Here is a 20,690-nt window from a genome sequence, read left to right as displayed (position 1 = left end):
TAAATCCCGCTTATTCGCTGTTGTGTGATGGTCTATTGCTTGTATTTGATACATATCTCTCTAAATTTGATTTGGATACACCTCTATTTATATAATACACTTCATCATTAGAATTTAATTCTATAGCTTTATCATAATCTTTTATAGCTTCTTCATACATTTCTGATTTAGCTTTAGAAATAGCTCTATTAAAATAAGCTTTTTCACTATTTGGATTTAATTCTATTACTTTATTCAAATTTTCTATTGCAGCATTATAATCTTCTAATTCAAAATAGCAGTTTGCTTTTAGAAAGTATGCATCTTCATCTTTATCATATTTTTCAATGGCTTCATCGCATAGCTTTATTGCTTCTTCAAAATGTTTTTCTTCTATTAGTTTTTCTATTCTTGTTCTTAATTCTTCAGTCATAAAATAATCCGAAATATTTTTTACATTAAAATATACTTAATTATAAAACATTATAAAAATATTAAAACAATATATAATTAATTTTGGTATTTTAAAATTGAACTTTTGTATAATGTTTAATATGGTATTGATTATAATAAATAAGTTTACTAGCATTAAAAATTGATAATTATTTTATGAAGCTTACATATCTATAGTAGAACTTATCAAATGCCGTGCTTTTGGTTCTCGCCGCAGGTGGGCTTCGCCTTATACCAATACCGAAAGGTACCTTGCCTACGGCACGCAGAGCGTCGGTAAAAGAACTAGGGGTTGGGGCAACGCCCTAAATATAAAAAGTATATACTAAAAATTTTTAAGTTTGTCAATTTTTTATTCAACTTTTTCCCGCCGCAAAAAGTTGCAAAAAATGCAAGTATAAAATTAGAACTAAATCATACTAAAACTGTTTTATATATAGGATAAATTTATTAAATCTTATTATCCAAAACTTTTATATTTACCTTAAACTATTTATAATATCTTTTAATTCGTTAAAATTAATAATTACATTGGGATAATCACTATCTAAAACAAAATAAACCAATTCAATATTCTCTTTTTCAAAATTAAAATATAGCTCAACTTGATTTAAAATCATTTCTGTTTTTAACTTTATATTTAATAGAATTTTTTCTCTAAGTTTTAAAGAGCCATGTATATCGTCTTTAAATGCCTCAATAGTTTTATTCATTTTTTCCTATATTAATTTTTGTATTTTTAATTATTATAAAGCATTATAGAAATATTAAAACAATATATAGTTTATAATATTTTTAATATTAAAACTATTAGTCTTTTTGCAACTTGACGAAGTCTGCTGTAGCATTGGCAAAAAAAGTTGATATAAAAAATAAAATTAAAAATATAGACAATAATAATCAGTTTTTTAGTTACACTTTCATAAAGTGTATCCAATTTATCAATGATATAATATTATTTGGTAAAGTCGCGATAAAAAGAACAATAAAAAACTTAAAAAATCTACCCTATAACATCTTGTAAATACCATTATGATAAATGATTGTTTCATACTATAAAATTATCAACATAGCATTATTATGAATAGAAATTTCTAATCAAATTCGCTTGAAATTCTTAAAAAATATTAATATAATAGCCCTTGTGTGTTTTATAGAAATTTTTTATTATTACAAAAATTTTCATAAAATATCTATTTTTTAATAATAGAATAAGGAGTTAAAAATGGCTTCAGTAATTATTGTAGGAACTCAATGGGGTGATGAGGGTAAAGGTAAAATAGTTGATTATCTTGCTGAAAATTGCGAATATGTTGTTCGTTCTCAAGGCGGAAGTAATGCAGGTCATACCGTTGTTGTGGATAATGTTAAATATAAATTAAGACTATTACCTTCAGGTATACTTCATAAAGATAAAGTTTGTGTAATTGGTAATGGCGTAGTTATAGAGCCTAAAGTTTTTTTAAGTGAAATTGATTCTTTAATAGAGAAAAAAGTTAATATATCAAATCTTAAAATATCAGACAGAGCCCATGTTCTTATGCCTTATCATAAAATTTTAGATGAGCTTCAGGAAGAGGACCTCGGAGAAAATAAACTCGGCACTACTAAAAACGGTATAGGTCCTTGCTATATGGATAAATCAAGCCGTTTGGGTATAAGAATAGTTGATTTGATGAATAAAGAAACATTCGCTAAAAAATTAAAGTTTAATGTTGAGCTAAAAAATAAATTACTCAAAAAACTTTATAATCATGAAGGCGTTAATTATGATGACTTACTAAAAGAGTATTTAGAATATGCCGATAGATTAAGACCTTTTGTTGCTGACACCACTACTATATTAAATAAAGCTATAAAAGAAAAGAAAAATATATTATTTGAAGGTGCTCAGGCTACTATGCTAGACTTAGACCATGGTACTTATCCTTTTGTAACTTCATCTTATCCTGCTGCTGGCGGAGCTTGTACAGGTTCCGGAGTAGGCCCTAGAAAAATTGATAATGTTATTGGTGTAGTGAAGGCTTATTCTACAAGAGTTGGAGAAGGTCCTTTCCCTTCAGAGCTTTTTGATGATGTGGGACAGCTTATAAGAGATAGAGGCGGAGAATATGGTACTGTTACAGGAAGAGCTAGAAGATGCGGTTGGCTTGATGCTTGTGTTGTTAAATATGCTTCCTATGTTAATGGACTTGATTCTATTGCTATAACTAGACTTGATATATTAGATGAATTGGATAAATTAAAAATATGTGTTGCCTATAAATATAATGGTGAAATATTGGAAGGATATCCTGCAGATTTAGAAGTGCTTTCAAAGGCTGAACCTGTATACGAAGAGTTCGAAGGCTGGAAAACTAGCACAAGAGATATAAGAGAATATGACAAACTTCCGGAAAATGCTAAAAAATATCTCAAGAGATTAAGCGAAGTTATTGAAACAGATATATCTATTGTTTCAGTAGGTGCTGGAAGAGATGAAACTATAATAGTTAAGAAGATTTTTTAATTTATAATATAAAAATTGCTAAGCCTGTGTTTGTATTAATCAAATGCAGGCTTTTTAATTTATTCTAATTCCCCCACCCTTTTTCTTCAATATTTTACTATGAAATTTTAATTTATTTTATCTTTAATGCGTTCTTAGAAATTACAGCACCCGCCCAGTACTAGTCCCAAACGGTATTGACTTTCTTTATTCAAAGTACAATGTACTTTCGGTATATTGCATTTTAATATACAAATAATCTAGGTTCAGCAATAAATTTAAAAAAATCTTGGGTGGGATTCAAAAGAATCTAATTTAAATAATATAGAAATAAAAAATAAAAATTTCATATTTTAATAATAAATCTAAAGGGTGGGCAAATGTAATCAAAGTTTTAAAACCTTATTTACATACCCCCGTCCTTCTTGACTCAATATTTTACTATAAAATTTTAAATTTATTTTATTTTTCTGCATTATTAGAAATTACAACACTCGCCTAAATTCATAATATACCCCTATAGTTATATTATAAAATTTGATTTTTTTTCTTTCATGCTAAAATATAAAGTAAACATAATACTATTAGGAAGATTAGAAGTTATGAAAGAACTGCCAAATTTAATTACATTAATAAACTCAATAAAAGGTGAAATTTGCTATTCTTATATAAATAAAATAGTAGCCATAGATAAACAATACAAAGAAATGGAAGATATAGAAGGTCAGAAAATAATAGATGTTCTAAGATACGGCGGATACATGCATTTTCAGTTTTCTCAAGACGCTATGCTTGTAGACTTAGGCCCTAATGGATCATTCGTATTAACAGAAGATGATGATTATGAAAACAGCATATTAAAATTGGAAACCGATCATGGCAATTTCTTTGTTGTAGATGATAGTAAAGATAAAAATGAAATAACTAAAATAATACCTATTTGGAAAGATTCTACAACAATGCCTCAAATAGGATATGACCCTCTTACTAAACAATTCAATTATAATTTATTCTGTCAATTATTAGCAGATAATGATACTACAGTAGAAAAGCTCATAAAAAACCCTTTAATATTGAGCGGAATAGGTAATGTATATGGCGATATGATATTAAAGAAAGCATCTATCACTAAAAAAACTAAAACATCAGATGTAACTAAAGTAAAAGCAAGAGAAATATTTGATGCCATAAAACAAGTATTGAGAGAGGCCTCCGGAAACACAGAAGAAGATGACGGAGATTCATCAGAAGAAGAATAATTTTTTAAGTTTTAAGTTATATAAGATAAATAAAAAGCCCTGAAATTATTTCAGGGCTTATTTTTTTATTATGATTATAAATTAATTAATAGAATAATTCAGGCTCTGCTCTTCTTTTAAACTCATCTTCTAAGTCATGCTGATGGTATAAGAAACCTTCATCATCATAATATCTGCAATGCTCAGGACATTTTTTTATACAAGCACCGCATTTGATACATTTACCAACATATTGTGTAATATCATTAAAATCAATAGAAGCCAAAGGACATACATGAGCACAAGTTTTACAGTTAGTGCATTTTGAAGTATCTACTTTAGGCTTAACTTTTAATATATCTATAGCATGCTCATTTTTATCTTTAGGCATATAATAAGGACGAATAGGATCATTTCCTCTCACTTTAATAGGCTCTTTAGGAATGTCAGTCATATTTTGAATTTTTTCAACAACTTTGTCAACAAATTCTGCCGCAATAGCCATATCTTTGTCATCAGGTCTTCCAGCACCAAGCACATAAGAAAAAGCATGCTCACCAATAAAGCCTGCACCAGCTATAGTATAGAAACCATTTTCCTGCATAGTATTTCTAAGTTCTATTAAAGAGTCATCGAAATTTCTGTTTCCATATAATACAACCGGTATAGCTAAAGCACCATTAGCTTTAATGTTATTCTTGTAGTATGGAAGCATAACATTAGGTATTCTTCCAGCATAAGTAGGAGTTCCGCATATTACCAAATCATTTTCCTTGAACTCCAATACACCTTCCCTTTTCTTTGGTAAGGTAAAATTATACTTTTCAAATTCAACATTGAGTTTCTTTGCTATATTTTCGCCTATATAAGAAACTATTTTTTGAGTAGTACCAGTGGCACTATAATATATTGAATAAACTTTGTCAACCTTCATAATAAACATACTCCCTTCATGTATTTTTGCTATATATTAACTTATTATGTAAATTTATTTCTATAAGTCAATAGTAAATATACAAAAAAGCATTTAATATACTATTTATATAAAAAATAAAAAAATTATCGTTTAAGTATTGACTTTTTTTATAATTATTTTATAATACTCAAATCGAAAGAAGATTTTTCTTAAGAACTAGGGGCCAGTAGCTCAGTCGGTTAGAGCAGATGACTCATAATCATCGGGTCCGGGGTTCAAGTCCCTGCTGGCCCAATACCCTAATTAAATATCATTTACTATAGTTTGTACCTCGGTTGTTCAGTTGTTAAATAAAGCAAATAAGATTATTTATTTATAATAAAACTTTTTTCTATACAAATATATAAAAAATCAGTTCTTTTAATCTTATTTTAAAGAACTGATTTTTATTTTATACTCTATTTAAAACAACATTTCTAGTTACTATTAAACTTCCGCTAATTTTTTCAGGAAGCTCTATTTCTATAGAATTATTAGAATCAAATTTTATATGAAAAATATCCTCTCCAAATTTCATGTCATAATCATCTTTATCATAATCCGAACCAAGAGATATACTATGGCTTATCTTACCTACTATAGGTGCTATTGTAGTTACTTTTATATCTCCTTTTTCATCTACTAAAGCCTCTATGTCAATATCAAAACTAAGAAAATTTTTTATTGTTGCTTTACCTCTATAAAGTCCGTTTCTATCCTTTAATAACATAACAAAACTCCAAATACTTTTATACTAATATAATAACATTTTTTAGAAAAAAGACAAATTTATAAAAATGTCTAATATTGAAAATTACATAAATAAAGCGGATTTTTCTAAAATTTAAGAAAATCCGCCTTCAATATTGTAAAAATCAATTAATTTTATTATTTAGCCAATTTAGCATAGTAGAATTTATGAGCTCCAAGAGGATCATAAATAACATCAGATAACTTCTTACTAACCATAATAGGATCAGTATAGAAATAAAGAGGTATTAATCCCATATCTTCCATAAGTATATCTTCTGCCTCATGCATAGCTTTCATTCTTATATCCTGATCTATTGTAGACATAGCAAGTTTTAATTTATCATCATAGGCTTTATTAGAGTAACCGCCATTATTTTGTATGCTATAGCTTAAAAATACACCTAAAAAACTCATAGGATCATTATAATCAGCTATCCAACCATGACGAGCTATAACATAATTTTTCTCTTGTCTTGTAGTTTGGAAAGTAGCCCATTCTTCCTGTGCTATAGTAGAATCTATACCAAGTCCCTCTTTCCACATCTGCTGAACTGCTTCAAATATTTGTATATGCTCTCCTGAATTTGATTTGAACTCTATAACAGGGAAATTTTCTCCATTAGGATAACCAGCATCTGCTAATAGTTGTTTTGCCTCTTCCAAATTCTTTTGATAATCTTCAGGTTTTATACTGTAATAATCACCACCTACCTTTCTGAAATCTCCATCAGCTCCTTCAACATCATTTACTCCGCTAGGAACCCAAGCACTTGCAGGAAGCTGTCCGGCTCTTGTTACTTGTTCTACTAAATAATTTCTATCTATAGCCAAAGTTAAAGCCTTGCGAACTCTAGCATCTTTTAATATATCATTAGTAATATTCAAACAATAATAATATGTACCCAAATAAGGAGAAATATGCATTAAACCTTCGCTTTTTAAATTTTCAATATCCTGAAGCGGAGGATTATTAGCAAAATGTAAAGAACCTTCTTTTATTCCAGCAACTGCAGCAGTACCGTTTTGCATAAGTATAAATACTAGCTTTTCAGGTACTATATTATTAACATTCCAATAATTAGTATTTTTTTCAACTACAATTCTGTCATCTGTTCTTCTTTCTGTCATTATAAAAGGTCCATTTCCTATATATGTTTCTGGAGAAAGTGTCCAATTATCTCCATTTTCTTCTATCATATCTTTTCTAACAGGATAAAAAGTATAAAAAGCTACTAACTCTAAAAAATAAGCTGTAGGAGCATTCAATTTTACTTCCAAAGTTTTTTCATCTATAGCTTTAATACCCAATTCAGAAACCGGCTTCTTACCAGAATTAATATCCATAGCATTTAATACAGGTTCAAATTGATAGGCATATTCGCTTGCAGTAACAGGATCAACTACTCTCTGCCAAGCATAAACAAAATCATCTGCTGTAATCTTTTTACCGTCAGACCATTTAGCATTATCTCTTATATGAAATGTATAAGTTAAACCGTCTTCGCTTATATCCCAACTTTCAGCAACACCCGGTACTATTTTATTATCCTTATCTCTAGTAGCTAGCCCCTCAAAAACATGCTGAATATATATATTAGCATCTACAGTAGAATTTAAAGCAGGGTCTATAGTTTTAGGTTCAGGTCCTACATTAATATATATAGCTCCTTCCTCATTTTTCTTTCCTCCGCATGCTATAAATAATAACATCATGCTTATGGATAAAATCATAATTACAATCTTTTTCATAGCTGTTATCCTATATATTTTTTATTTAAAACTATTATATTTTATATTAACTATTAATCAATGATTTTTTTTACATTTGTACATATTTATATAAAATAATTAATATACAAATAAATTCTATTCTTTATATATAAAAAATTATTTTAAATGGTATTTAAATGTATTATTTGTATCATACATTAATTTACATTTAATTTACAATACTATATTTTTTGTAAAATTTATTTAAATTTACCTTTACAAAACTTATTTAATGTGCTATACTTTAATTATAAGGGATTAATAAGGAGGTAATAATATGAAAAAGTTAAGTTTAATGGCTTTAGTATCTGCCTTTATTATGACTGCCAATTTATACTCTTTTGATTTAATAGAAGATACTTTTGACTTTATTTTTGATGATTTGGCAAAAATAATTGGTATCGTAGTAATAATAGCAGCATGTGTATATATATTCAAAAAGTATGTAAAAAAGATAATAATTCTGATGACAGATAATAAAAGATAATAAAAAAGAAAAATTAATGGGAGAAAGTAAGTAATGAAAAAATTAGGATTAAAGGCTTTTATTTTCAATTTGATTATGGCTGCAAATCTATACTGTTTTGATTTAATAGATGATGTAGATGATTTTATTGAAGATATAATAAAGCTAATACTCATGGTTGTTGTAATACTGGCTGTGATATACTTTATAAAAAAAGTTTTGAAAGATGACAATACTTCAGGAAAGATAAGAAAGAGTAACAGAGATGATGATTACAGAAAGCCAAGCAGAAGAAGAAAAATGAGAAGAAGAGATGATTATTATTATGATGATGACTATGAAGATGATTATGATAATAGGATGAGAAGTAATAGAGATTATGACTATTATGAAGACGATTATAGAAATGAAAGAAATAATAGAAGAGAAAGAATCAAAGAAGAAGATATGCGATATGAATATGATATGAGAGATTATGACAGAAGAGAGAGAAGACTTCCAAATAATGTAAAAAGTAATATAGACAGCAGGGAAAATGATCCGAGATACGAAAAAGTTTATGAATTAAAACCTGAGTATAAATTAAAAGATGATAAAAAAAGAATAAGATAATTTATTTTTGATAAAGGAGGAATTATGAAAAATAATATAATGTCAGTAGTAAAATCAAAAAAGTTTATAATTATTTCTGCTTCGATTGTGGCAGCTGCATTACTCATAGCGGCTATAAGATTTTTAGGTTTGCAGTATTATATGTTTTATTTGATGCATGATTTTGATGAAGTTTTAGAGGCATTATTAAAAATAGCAGTATTTGCTGTAATGATAATGTTTGCTATTGTTTTATTCAAAAAAATAGATGCTAAAGATAATAAAGAATCAAAATCAAATGAAAGTGAATCTGATAATAAAAAAGATGTTATAGTTGTTAAAGAAAAAAACAGTAAATCTTCTAAAAGGCTATTTATAGTTATGGTTGTAATTGCTGTATTGGCATTGATAGCATTATTCATATTTTCTTCAAGATTCTTCGGAATGCATTATATGTTATATAATTTAGATGATATCATAGAAGGTATTTTCCAATTAGTAGTTGTTGTTGCTGTTATAGGTTTTGGAGCTGTATTTGCTAAAAAAGTCTTAGAAAAATTATAATTTAATATTATATATAATTATTAAAAAGTAAAAGCGGCAGAGTGATATACTTTACCGCTTTTTTATTTATTTTTTAAGTTTAATTTCTTATCAACTCCCCACCCTCAAGACTTATAGTTTTTATATAGAATACAAACTTTTTAATTCTTTATTATATCATTAGAATTTTTAGAAACCCACCCAAGTGGATTTTAAATTTAAAGATCGTACACCGCACGTATAGCAAAACTAAATATATAAATTAACTATAAATTATAATTTAAACTATATATAAAGTTCCGTTCACCGTGCGTTAATTTAAATTTTTAAATCATTAAAAAATCAATAATCAAAAGCATCTTCGTCTATATCCATATAGCTGCCGGAATAATAATTGGCCTTTTCTTTTATGAGCATTAATTTTTTAGGTATCTCCATTAAGAATGAAGAAGGAATCTGCTCCATTATACCAGTGCTTACCCTTCGTTTTTTTGAGTATGTAAGATAAAGTTTACGCCTTGCCCTTGTGATGCCTACATAACAAAGTCTTCTCTCTTCATCAATGCCTTTCTCTTCTTCAAGCGAAAAATAATGAGGAAAAACTCCCTGCTCCATTCCAGTCATAAATACAACATCAAATTCCAAACCCTTAGCATTATGAATAGTCATCAATGTTACATAATCTTCCTTATCATCATTGGTAGTTAAATCTCTGTATAAAGTATTTTCTTCTAAAAATGTTATAAGTGTGGCATTAGGCTCCATTGATTTATAATCGTAAAAACCTCTGAAAAGCTCTTTAATATTCTCTTCTGCAGTTATCACCCTCTCATTTCCATCACCTTTAAATATTGAAAAATAATCTATATCTTTTAAAAACTCAAAGAATAATAATTCTATATGAATACCTTCTTCGTTTATAATATCTTCTTTTATTTTCACAGCATATTCTTCTATAATACTTTTATATGCTTTTATATTTGAAATAACTTTTTTTGTAAGTGATGATTCATCAATATAATCAATAGCATTGTAAAGAGTTAATTTTCTGGTATTTGCAAAAGTTTCGAAATTACTGAAGCTCTTCTCACCTATTCCTCTAGGCGGAACATTTATAGTACGCCTTACACTGAAGTTATCACCGAAACCAGTCATAAGCCTTAAAAAAGAAATTGCATCCTTTATTTCAATACGTTCAAAGAATCCTACACCGCCCACTATTTTATAATTTATAGAATGAAGCCTTAACTCCTTTTCATAAGCTCTAGACTGACTATTTGTCCTAAATAATACCACAATATCCCTTGCCTCAAATCCGTTATCAAATAAAGATTCTATTTCATTAACTACACTTCTAGCCTCTTCTAAATCACTGTAGCAAATCCAATTTTCTATTTTAAACTCATTAGGCTTATTTGAAAACACATTCTTTTCATGACGATTAGCATTATTTTTTATTACACTCAAAGCAGCTTCTACAATATCTTTAGGACATCTGTAATTCTCTTCAAGACGAATTATCTTCGTATTAGGATAATCTTTTTCAAAATCAAGTATATTCAAAACATCTGCACCTCTGAATGCATATATACTCTGATCATCATCGCCTACAACTGTTAAATCATTATCTGCCTCCTGAGTTAATAATTTTATCAATTTATACTGCTGAGGATTAGTGTCCTGAAACTCATCTACCAAAATATATTTAAATCTGTTTCTATAATAATTTAAAACTTTATTTTCTTGTTCAAATAATTTTATAGTATTTAAAATTAAATCATCAAAGTCCATTACATTTTCATTAAGCTCATACTCTGTATATTTTTTATAAACATTTTCAAAAATATCTCTGTCGAAAACTATACCATCATCTATTCCATTTTTCACATTGGATATAAATCTAGTTATAATTTTCTGTCCTATACTCTTTGGAACTTCCTCTTCTTTCATTATTCTTTTAATAACTGATGATTTATCGCCTTCATCTAAAATAAGAAAATTAGATTTATAGCCTAGGAAATGTGCATTCTCTTTTAATATCCTTAAACATGCAGAGTGAAAAGTTCTAATAAATAATCTGCTTGGCTTAATATCCGGAAGTAAATCGCATACTCTCTCTTTCATCTCATGTGCCGCTTTATTTGTAAAAGTTACAGCCATTATATTTTCAGGAGCTATTTCAAGCTCATTTATAAGATAAGCTATTTTTCTAGTAATAACTAAAGTCTTACCACTTCCTGCTCCTGCTAAAAGAAGTAAAGGAGTTCCTGTATGCAGTATTCCTTCTCTTTGAACTTCGCTCACATTCTCAAGTATATTCATATTATGCACCTTAAAATCAAAATAGATTTCCTATTATATTGTATATTATTTAATATTCAAGTTATTATTATAGTAATCTTTTCTTATTGAAAAAACGATAAAAAAATAATATACTTAATAGAATTATTTTTTATATAACGGATTTTATTTATGAATAATGATGTAGTTTCTAATCCTTTATACTATGAAAAACCATATAAACTTCTATTTAAATACGCTACTCCAAGTATCATATCAATGCTTGTAGGTTCTTTATACAATATAGTAGATCAAATATTTATAGGTCAGGGAATAGGTATTAATGGCAATGCTGCTACAAATGTTGCTTTTCCTCTTACAATAATTTGTATGTCTATAGCATTGTTTCATGGATTCGGCAGTGCTTCAATGTACAGCATATTGTTAGGACAGGGAAATAATAAAAGAGCTGCTACATTTATAGGAAATGCCGTAGTATCTGCACTTGTATTAGGTTTTATATTTACTGTGATAGTAAAACTTTTTAATAAAAATTTCATGACAATGTTTGGCTCTACAAAAGAGGTTTTGCCTTATGCAATTGAATATACAAATATAACAGCATTTGGATTTATACCATTTATATTTTCTACGATGATGAGCCATATAATAAGAGCAGACGGAAGCCCTAAATATTCTATGATGTCAGTTCTTAGCGGTGCCATTGTGAATACTATATTAGATCCTATTTTTATATTTAAATTTGATATGGGTATGTCAGGTGCAGCACTTGCAACAATAATAGGACAGTTCATTTCATTTGCTATAGTTTTCAGATATTTATTCAGATTCAAGCATATAACTTTTGAAAGAGATAATTTTAAAGTTGATCCTAAAAACATATTGAAAATATTTTCTTTAGGTTCATCATCAGGTTTTAATCAATTAGCAATGATGGCCGTTCAAATCACTATGAATAATGTACTTAGCTATTATGGTACTAATTCCATATACGGAGGAAATATTCCTTTGGCTGTAGCAGGCATCATATCAAAAGTCAATATGCTTGTAATGGCTTTTATAATAGGTACATCTCAAGGAAGCCAGCCTATAATAGGTTTTAATTATGGAGCTCAAAATTATGACAGAGTTATAAAGACATATAAACTTACTATAACAATAACAACTATAATGGCATTTACAGCTTTTCTTTTATTTCAATTATTCCCAAGACAGATTGTAGGAATATTTGGGGACGGAAGCGAATTGTATTTTCATTTTGCTGAAGAATACATGAGAATATATATGGCATTAATGGTGATAAATGGTATTCAGCCTGTAACTGGTACATTCTTCACTTCTTTAGGAAAAGCATTCAAAGGGGCATTTATATCTATGACAAGACAAATCATATTTTTACTTCCTCTTATAATAATACTTCCTAGAATATTAGGCATAGACGGAGTAATGTATGCCGGACCTGTTGCTGACGGAGCGGCTTTGATAGTTACTGTTATATTGGTAAGCAAAGAAATAAAAAAATTAAAAATACTTGAAAAGAATAAAAGTAATTGAAAAAAGTTGCAAATGTAAGAAAAATAAATATACTTTATAAATAATGAATTTATTTAATATGTTTATTGGATTTATGTATGTCAGTTTCATCAAACCCTTTGTATTATGAAAAGATACATAGGCTTCTATTTAAATATGGAACTCCAAGTATTATATCAATGCTTGTGGGCTCTCTTTATAATATAGTAGATCAAATATTTATAGGACAGGGTGTGGGAATTAATGGGAATGCCGCAACTAATGTGGCCTTCCCTCTCACTATAATATGCATATTTATATCATTGTTTCTAGGTGTTGGAGGAGCTTCGCTTTACAGCATACTATTAGGAAAAGGCGAAAATAAACATGCATCTATTATCATAGGAAACAGCATTACTTTATCTTTTGTATTTGGTATTATATTATCAATAGTTGTAAAGATATTTAATACAAAATTAATGATAGCATTCGGATCAACAAAAGAAGTTTTAGATTATGCAGTAATATACACCGATATAACTTCTTTTGGATTTACAGCTTATATATTTTCTATGGTTATGAGTTATACTATAAGGGCAGACGGTAGTCCCAAATATTCTATGGCTTCAGTTTTAAGCGGTGCTATTGTTAATACTATTTTAGATCCTTTATTTATATTCGTATTTAAAATGGGTATTGCCGGTGCTGCACTTGCCACAGTTATAGGACAGTATGTATCTTTCTTTATAGCTTTCGCATACATATTTAAATTCAAAAATATTCAATTTGAAAAACAAAGCTTTATACCTGAATTCAAATCAATATTAAAAATATTTGCATTAGGTGCTTCTGCAGGATTCAGCAACTTATCTATGATGATTCTTCAAATTGTTATGAATAATGTACTTAGCTACTATGGAAGCAACTCTATATATGGAGGTAATATACCTTTAGCAGTTTCCGGAATAGTAGCAAAAGTTAATATGCTAGTAATGTCTTTTGTAATAGGAGCTTCTCAAGGAAGTCAGCCTATAATAGGTTTTAATTATGGGGCAAAAAATTACGGAAGAGTTATTGAAACATATAAATATACTATCATAATAACAAGCATCATAACATTCATTGCATTTTTATTATTTCAATTCTTCCCTAGACAAATTGTTTCTATATTCGGGGACGGAAGCGAGCTTTATTTTCAATTCTCTGAAAAGTACATGCGAATATTTATGATGCTTATGATAATCAATGCTGCTCAGCCTGTAACTGGAACATTCTTTAGTTCTTTAGGTAAAGCATTTAAGGGGGCATTTCTTGCTGTAACTAGGCAGACTTTATTTCTTCTTCCTCTTATAATAATACTTCCTAGAATATTCGGTATAGATGGCGTAATGTATGCCGGTCCTATTGCTGACGGAGCTGCTTTAATAGTTACTATTATAATGGTAACTATAGAAATAAAGCATTTAAAAAGTATGCAGAGTAATATATAATTTATTTTTTACTTTGAATTTTAAATACCGCACGGAGAGCAAAGTCAAAAATATATATTCATTTTTTAATTATAATTTAATTATATTATTTAAGTTTTTCTAACCGTGCGTTGAGTAGACTTTAAATTTAAAAAATGCTTGGGCGGGTGCTTTATTTCTAATGAGGCTTTAAATATAATTGATGTTTATATTTAAAGTATAGCAATAAATTTTAAAGGGCGGGGTATGTAAATTAAGTTTTAAAATTTAATTACATTTGCCCACCCTATAGGCTTTTTAATTTATCTTGCAATTTTAATTTTTCTTTTTTCTATTGTTTAATTTAGAAATTATAGCACCCACCCAAACGGTTATTAGGTTAAAAATATATTTAACGCATGGTGAACAAAATTAAGAATATAATAAAATTTGAATTATAAATTAATCTATATTTTAGTTTTATTTATTGTGCGTTCAATACCAATTAACAATATAATTCTATATATAATTTCATACTATAAAATTTACTTTATTATATTAAAATTCATCTGATTTTTCATAAAAAATTATGATAATTTCTAGTTTTTTTGAATAAATAACTTGCAATAGATATTTTTTTATATATACTATTAAAATGTAATGAAATTACATTTTAATTTGATAAAATGTTAATAAATGTAATATAATTACAAGAATATTTATAGGAGTATGTTTTATGCAAGAATTATCTGCTATAGTAATTCTAATACTATGTATATATACTGTCATAGGCGTATTAGATCAAATTTCTATACAAATAGGCGTATATACACCATTATTTGCTGCTGCTTTCACAGGTTTTTTATTGGGGGATTTAAAGTCTGGTCTATTTATAGGTGCTACTTTGCAATTAGCCACATTAGGTGTAGCAACTTATGGAGGAGCCACTGTTCCTGATTATTTATCCGGAGCTATAATAGGCACTTCTTATGCTATAATTTCGCAAAAAGGTGCTGAATATGGAATAGCTATAGCGGTTCCTATAGGACTTTTATTGACTCAGTTGGATATTTTAGGAAGAATGACTAACTTAATATTTCAACATAAAGCAGATAGATACGCTGATGAAGGCAATTACAGAGGCGTTGAGATGTGTAATGTATTGGGTATTTTACCATGGGTATTATCAAGAGTAATACCTGTATTTATAGGATTATTTTTCGGAGAAACAGTAATACAAACTATAAATAATTTCATACCGGGCTGGTTTATGAACGGATTAAAGGCTGCCGGAGCTTTACTTCCTGCAATGGGTATTGCGATACTTATGAGATATTTGCCTCTTAAAAAATATTTCTATTATTTCATAATAGGTTTTGTAGCAATAGCATTCAGCGGAGGAAACATGAGTGTATTGGCTGTGGCTTTATTAGGATTTGCTTTTGCTGCTCTTAATTATCACAGAACAATGGAAAAAGGAGCTATAAAAGAAACTGCTGGAGCGGCTTCTGATGATGATGAAATAGAAATAGACGGATAAGAATTTATATTAATTATATAGGAGTTAATAAATGGAAAATAATAAATTAACTAAAAGTGATATTAATAAAGTATATGTTAGAAATTTATTCGGATTTCAATGGGGTTGGAATTATGAGAAAATGCAAGGATTAGGATATGCTTGGGTAATAATGCCTGCCTTAAAAAGAATATATAAAAATAATCCTGAAGGAATGAAAAAAGCTTTAAAAATGCAATTAGGTTATTTCAATACTACTCCTGCAATGTCTCACCTTATCATAGGTGCTGATATGGCTTTGGAAGAGAGTTTAGGAGAAAAATCTGAAGAGGCTGTATCTAGTTTAAAAACAGGATTAATGGGGCCTTTCGCGGGTGTTGGAGATACTTTATTCCTTGCTATATACAGAGCAATAGTATTCTCCATTGCTTCTTATATAGCTTTAGACGGTAATGCTATAGGATTAATAGTTCCTGTATTTGCATGTTTAGCTGTACTTTTTTTAAGATATAAATTTACTTATATAGGTTATAATCAAAGTAAAAAATTAGCTGTAGGTTTTGCCAATTCTATAGCACCTATAACAGAAGGAGCTGCAATTTTAGGATTAACAGTTGTAGGCGGATTAATAGCATCTGTTATAACTTATAAACTTAATCTTACATTCACTTTAGGTGAAGTTTCTTTGGATATACAGTCAATGCTTGATAAGATAATGCCTTCTTTAATACCGCTTCTTGTAGTATTATTCTCTTATTGGCTTTTGGGTAAGAAGAAATTTAATTCTACTCATTTGATTGTTGTAATAATAGCAATAGGAATGGTATTGGGTAATTCTCAAGGAATGCTTGATTTTGTTATTGGTTTATTCAGTAAATAATTTTTTTAATATATAAAAAGGAGAAATAATTATGAGTATAGTAAATGCTAGAGTAGATGAAAGATTGATACATGGACAAGTTGCTATGGTATGGACAAATACTGTAGGAGCTACAAGAATAGCTGTAGTTAATGATCAGGCTGTAAAAGATGAAACTATAATAGCCGCTTTAAAAATATCAAAACCTGCCGGAGTTAAATTATCAATATTATCAAAAGCAAAAGCTGCAGAAAAATTTAAAGAAGGAGTATATGACGAAGATAAAATATTCCTAATAACAAAAAATATAGAGGATATGAATGAAATAATAAAAAACGGCGTACCTATAAAAACTGTTAATATTGGTAATGTAGCCAAAAAAGAAGGCTCTGTACAAATAAAAAAATCTGTAAATCTCACAGAAGATGATATAGCTTTAATAAAAAGTATGATAGCTGATGGTATAAATGTAACTGCTCAAATGCTTCCAAATGAATCCGATCAATCTATAGAAGCATATTTAAAATAAGAGTGGTAAAATAAAATGAATGCATATTTAATAATAAGAGATAAATACGAAGATTTTAGTAAAGCATACAAGAAAATATCTAATTATATTTTGTCAAATCCTAAAGAAGTTATTAAATTAACAGCTTTGGATATTTCAAAAAACTGCGGGGTTTCATCTGCTTCTGTGGTGAGATTTGCTAAAGATCTTGGATTCAAGGGATTAGATGAACTTAAAATATCTATAGCAAGTAAAAATGGTGATGATGATAATAAATACAATATCAATACTATAATATCAGCTGATGATAATGTAGAAGAATTATGCGATAAAATTATGCTCTTAATAAAATCATCTAATGAAGATTTTTTCTATCAATTAGATAAAAATGCATTGGAGAAAGCTTTTAAACTTATAAGAAATGCAAGAAATATATATATGCTTGGTATAGGAGCTTCATCTCTATCGGCTTATGATTTATTTCATAAACTTAAAAGAGCAAATTTCAATGCTTTCTTCTATGAAGATGCACATTTGAATGCTGAGTTTTTTAATTATCTTACAGAAGAAGATGTAGTTATAGCCTTTTCATATAGCGGCAGAACTAATGAAGTTATTTATCCTGTGAAAATAGCTTCTGCAAAAAAAGCATCTATAATAGCCGTAACAAGGAAGAAGACAAATAATCTTTCTAAAATGGCTGATGTTTTGATCACTGTTCCTAACAATGAAGAGCTTACTAGAATGGGTGCTATTACTTCAAAATATTCATCTCTTATTGTGAGCGATCTTTTATACTTTGGTGCTATACAGAAAGACTTTGAAAATATAAAAGATAATCTCATAAATACAAGCATTCTAACTAGAGAATTAAAATTAGATGATGAAGAATAAGTATATGGAGTTATAAAATATGGAAAATTTGGATAATCTTGTAACAGAATCTGTAAATGAAAATTCTAAAAATATAGATGCTTTAAGTACTATAGAAATGGTTAAAATAATAAATTCTGAAGATGTTAAAGTTGCTGAAGCAGTAGGAAAAGAAAGTGAAAATATTGCAAAAGCTATAGATGAAATAGCAAAAAGATATATAAAAGGTGGGAGATTAATATATATAGGTGCTGGTTCATCTGGAAGAATGGGTACTTTAGATGCTGTAGAGCTTACTCCTACATACAATGTTTCACCTGAAAGAGCTTTCGGACTCATAGCAGGCGGAAAGGAAGCTATGTACAGAGCCGTTGAAGGAGCTGAAGATTCCAGAGAATTAGGAAAAGAAGATTTAGTAAATTGCAAACTTACTAATTTAGATTGCGTTGTGGGAATAGCAGCAAGCGGAAGAACTCCTTATGTATTAGGTGGATTGGATTATGCCAAAGAAGTAGGAGCATTAACTGTGATGATATCATCAAACAGAAATGAAAATGTTGAGAAATCTGCAGATATAGTTATTACTCCTATAGTGGGTGCTGAAGTAATATCCGGTTCTACTAGAATGAAATCAGGAACTGCCGCTAAAATGGTTGTAAATAGTATTTCAACTGGTGTAATGATAAAATCAGGAATGGTTTATGGAAACTACATGGTTAATGTGCTTCCTACAAATAAAAAGTTGGAAACTAGAGCTATAAGAATGATATCTTCAATAACAGGTCTTGATATAGAAAAGTCTTCTAAATTATTTGAAGAATCAGGAAAATCTGTTGCCGTTTCAATAATAATGAATAAGGCTTCTATAGATAAAGATAAAGCTCAGAAACTTTTAAAAGAATCTAATAACATGGTGAGAATAGCTATAGAAAAAGCTAAAAATGCTTAAAAATATTTTTAGTTTATAAAAGGAAATTACTGTGAATAAATTTGACACTATATCATCTATGTTAAATGAGGCTTTAGAAAAAAATATAATATATAATGTCTCATATAGTTTTATAAAAAATGATGATATTAAAAATAATTATATAGGTATATACGGAACTAATAATTCTAATAAAGTTGATCATAATTGCATTTATGATTTGGCTTCTCTTACAAAAGTTATAGGTACTGCCTCAATGATGCTTAAATTATTAGATTTGGGCAAAATAAATTTAGATGATAAAGCTGTCAAATTCTGCAGTAATTTCAAAGATAATAATACCACTATAGAAGAATTGCTGCTTCATAATTCCGGACTTAAAGCAGATTTAGATGATAAAACCAATATAGATAGAAATAAAATATTTGAAAACACTATTATAAATAAAGAAAACTATCATAAAACAATATACTCTGATATAGGCTTTATTATATTAGGCTTTATAATAGAAAATATTACAAATCTCAATTTGGATAAAGCATTTAAAGATTATATTTTTAATTCAGCCAATATGAATAATACTTCATACTACCCTTCTAATAAAGACTACTGCATTCCAACTGAAATTACAGATAAAAGAGGAATAATTTGCTCAGAAGCTCATGACTCTAAAGCTCATGCTTTGGGAGAGATAGGAAGTGCTGGATTATTTTCTACACTTGAAGATTTAAATATTTTTGCCCGCTCTATATTAAATGATGATGAAAAAGTCTTATCTCATAAATCAATAAAAAAACTAATAGACATTAATATCGGAGAAAGAACTTTAGGCTGGGATAAGAGATACGGAAAATATACTTTATATCATACCGGTTTTACAGGAACTTCTATATTGATAAATTTAAACTCTAAAGAAGCTATGATAATTCTCACAAACAGAATTCACCCAAACAGAAATAATAATGCATATTTAGAATTAAGAGAAGAATTAAATAAAATATTTATGGAGGAATAAATGAAACCTAGTTTAATACTTATGAGTCATGGAAATTTTGCACATGAAATAATGGAATCCGCTAAAATGATATTAGGAGAAGTTGCAGGATATCATACTGTATGTATGGCTGCTGAAGACGGATTTGAAGGAACTTCTAGAAAATTACAAAGCTGTCTTAATGAAATTGAAGATGCAAAAGATATTATAATATTGGCTGATTTATATGGCGGAACTCCTTTTAATATAGGAAATATATTTTCAAAAAAAGAAAAAAATAAATTCAATATAAGATTAATAGCTGGAATGAATTTCGCTATGATATTAGAATATTTTTCATCTGATAAAGAAGATATTAATGAATTAGTTAATGATATAATCAGCACAGGTAAAGATGCTATATTAGAGCCTTCATTAAGTGAAGAAGATGATGATATAGATTTAGATTGATTAACTTAGTATAAGATAAAAAAGCATGAGATTTTTTTATTATCTCATGCTTTTATTTTTAT

General features: G+C 28.3%; 20 protein-coding genes and 1 tRNA gene. 15 read left to right on the top strand and 6 right to left on the bottom strand.

What is annotated here, in order from left to right:
* Positions 1-10: 10 nt before the first annotated feature.
* Positions 11-412 (bottom strand): tetratricopeptide repeat protein, encoded by a 402-nt coding sequence (locus BINT_RS00290; protein WP_014486547.1) that lies wholly within the window; start codon positions 410-412, stop codon positions 11-13.
* A 499-nt stretch (positions 413-911) separates the two neighbouring features.
* Complete coding sequence (locus tag BINT_RS00285; protein WP_014486546.1) at positions 912-1,145, bottom strand: hypothetical protein; 234 nt, start codon at positions 1,143-1,145, stop codon at positions 912-914.
* Positions 1,146-1,657: 512 nt separating this feature from the next.
* Between BINT_RS00285 and BINT_RS00280 the strand changes: the two genes are divergently transcribed.
* Both BINT_RS00280 and BINT_RS00275 read left to right on the top strand, forming a co-directional pair.
* Complete coding sequence (locus tag BINT_RS00280; RefSeq protein ID WP_014486545.1) at positions 1,658-2,941, top strand: adenylosuccinate synthase; 1,284 nt, start codon at positions 1,658-1,660, stop codon at positions 2,939-2,941.
* 581 nt (positions 2,942-3,522) lie between these two features.
* On the top strand, positions 3,523-4,179 hold the full coding sequence (locus BINT_RS00275) for a DNA-formamidopyrimidine glycosylase family protein (protein WP_041177120.1): 657 nt from the start codon (positions 3,523-3,525) through the stop codon (positions 4,177-4,179).
* Positions 4,180-4,264: 85 nt separating this feature from the next.
* Here BINT_RS00275 and BINT_RS00270 read toward each other — a convergent pair whose 3' ends face one another.
* The gene (locus BINT_RS00270) at positions 4,265-5,092 is read right to left on the bottom strand and encodes an EFR1 family ferrodoxin (RefSeq protein ID WP_014486543.1); all 828 of its coding nucleotides are present in this window, start codon (positions 5,090-5,092) and stop codon (positions 4,265-4,267) included.
* Between the two features lie 202 nt (positions 5,093-5,294).
* Between BINT_RS00270 and BINT_RS00265 the strand changes: the two genes are divergently transcribed.
* Positions 5,295-5,368: transfer RNA gene (locus BINT_RS00265), tRNA-Ile, on the top strand.
* A 157-nt stretch (positions 5,369-5,525) separates the two neighbouring features.
* Here the strand turns inward: BINT_RS00265 and BINT_RS00260 are convergent.
* Both BINT_RS00260 and BINT_RS00255 read right to left on the bottom strand, forming a co-directional pair.
* On the bottom strand, positions 5,526-5,843 hold the full coding sequence (locus BINT_RS00260) for a hypothetical protein (RefSeq protein WP_014486542.1): 318 nt from the start codon (positions 5,841-5,843) through the stop codon (positions 5,526-5,528).
* A gap of 158 nt (positions 5,844-6,001) precedes the next feature.
* A complete protein-coding gene (locus BINT_RS00255; RefSeq protein ID WP_041177119.1) occupies positions 6,002-7,615 on the bottom strand; it encodes a peptide ABC transporter substrate-binding protein in 1,614 nt (537 codons plus the stop codon).
* 298 nt (positions 7,616-7,913) lie between these two features.
* Between BINT_RS00255 and BINT_RS00250 the strand changes: the two genes are divergently transcribed.
* From BINT_RS00250 to BINT_RS00240, 3 genes are read left to right on the top strand one after another with little or no spacing between them, the layout of a single operon-like run.
* Complete coding sequence (locus BINT_RS00250) at positions 7,914-8,123, top strand: hypothetical protein (protein WP_041177118.1); 210 nt, start codon at positions 7,914-7,916, stop codon at positions 8,121-8,123.
* A 33-nt stretch (positions 8,124-8,156) separates the two neighbouring features.
* Entirely contained in the window at positions 8,157-8,714 is a 558-nt protein-coding gene (locus BINT_RS00245) for a hypothetical protein (RefSeq protein WP_014486539.1), read from the top strand.
* A 24-nt stretch (positions 8,715-8,738) separates the two neighbouring features.
* On the top strand, positions 8,739-9,257 hold the full coding sequence (locus BINT_RS00240; RefSeq protein ID WP_014486538.1) for a hypothetical protein: 519 nt from the start codon (positions 8,739-8,741) through the stop codon (positions 9,255-9,257).
* Positions 9,258-9,578: 321 nt separating this feature from the next.
* Here the strand turns inward: BINT_RS00240 and BINT_RS00235 are convergent, their stop codons facing one another.
* Positions 9,579-11,558 carry an ATP-dependent helicase gene (locus tag BINT_RS00235; RefSeq protein WP_014486537.1) on the bottom strand — a complete coding sequence of 660 codons (1,980 nt, stop codon included), beginning with the start codon at positions 11,556-11,558 and terminating at the stop codon, positions 9,579-9,581.
* Between the two features lie 150 nt (positions 11,559-11,708).
* Between BINT_RS00235 and BINT_RS00230 the strand changes: the two genes are divergently transcribed.
* The 9 genes from BINT_RS00230 (at position 11,709) to BINT_RS00190 (ending at position 20,628) form a co-directional block, all read left to right on the top strand.
* A complete protein-coding gene (locus BINT_RS00230; RefSeq protein WP_014486536.1) occupies positions 11,709-13,091 on the top strand; it encodes an MATE family efflux transporter in 1,383 nt (460 codons plus the stop codon).
* A 77-nt stretch (positions 13,092-13,168) separates the two neighbouring features.
* The gene (locus BINT_RS00225; protein WP_014486535.1) at positions 13,169-14,539 is read left to right on the top strand and encodes an MATE family efflux transporter; all 1,371 of its coding nucleotides are present in this window, start codon (positions 13,169-13,171) and stop codon (positions 14,537-14,539) included.
* 694 nt (positions 14,540-15,233) lie between these two features.
* Positions 15,234-16,037, top strand: coding sequence for a PTS mannose/fructose/sorbose/N-acetylgalactosamine transporter subunit IIC (locus tag BINT_RS00220; protein WP_014486534.1), 804 nt, complete (start codon positions 15,234-15,236; stop codon positions 16,035-16,037).
* A gap of 31 nt (positions 16,038-16,068) precedes the next feature.
* The gene (locus BINT_RS00215; RefSeq protein WP_014486533.1) at positions 16,069-16,896 is read left to right on the top strand and encodes a PTS system mannose/fructose/sorbose family transporter subunit IID; all 828 of its coding nucleotides are present in this window, start codon (positions 16,069-16,071) and stop codon (positions 16,894-16,896) included.
* 31 nt (positions 16,897-16,927) lie between these two features.
* Positions 16,928-17,404: a PTS system mannose/fructose/N-acetylgalactosamine-transporter subunit IIB gene (locus BINT_RS00210; protein WP_014486532.1), complete on the top strand. Its 477-nt coding sequence runs from the start codon at positions 16,928-16,930 to the stop codon at positions 17,402-17,404.
* A gap of 15 nt (positions 17,405-17,419) precedes the next feature.
* Complete coding sequence (locus tag BINT_RS00205) at positions 17,420-18,277, top strand: MurR/RpiR family transcriptional regulator (protein ID WP_014486531.1); 858 nt, start codon at positions 17,420-17,422, stop codon at positions 18,275-18,277.
* A gap of 19 nt (positions 18,278-18,296) precedes the next feature.
* Positions 18,297-19,205, top strand: coding sequence for an N-acetylmuramic acid 6-phosphate etherase (gene murQ, locus BINT_RS00200; protein WP_014486530.1), 909 nt, complete (start codon positions 18,297-18,299; stop codon positions 19,203-19,205).
* 31 nt (positions 19,206-19,236) lie between these two features.
* Positions 19,237-20,199 (top strand): serine hydrolase domain-containing protein, encoded by a 963-nt coding sequence (locus BINT_RS00195; protein WP_014486529.1) that lies wholly within the window; start codon positions 19,237-19,239, stop codon positions 20,197-20,199.
* Positions 20,200-20,628, top strand: a complete 429-nt coding sequence (locus BINT_RS00190; protein ID WP_014486528.1) for a PTS sugar transporter subunit IIA — start codon at positions 20,200-20,202, stop codon at positions 20,626-20,628.
* Positions 20,629-20,690: the final 62 nt, after the last annotated feature.

The sequence above is a fragment of the Brachyspira intermedia PWS/A genome (genome assembly GCF_000223215.1).
GTDB lineage: Bacteria > Spirochaetota > Brachyspiria > Brachyspirales > Brachyspiraceae > Brachyspira > Brachyspira intermedia.
Note: the sequence above shows the minus strand (reverse complement) of the source record. Positions and strands in the feature narration are given on the sequence as shown.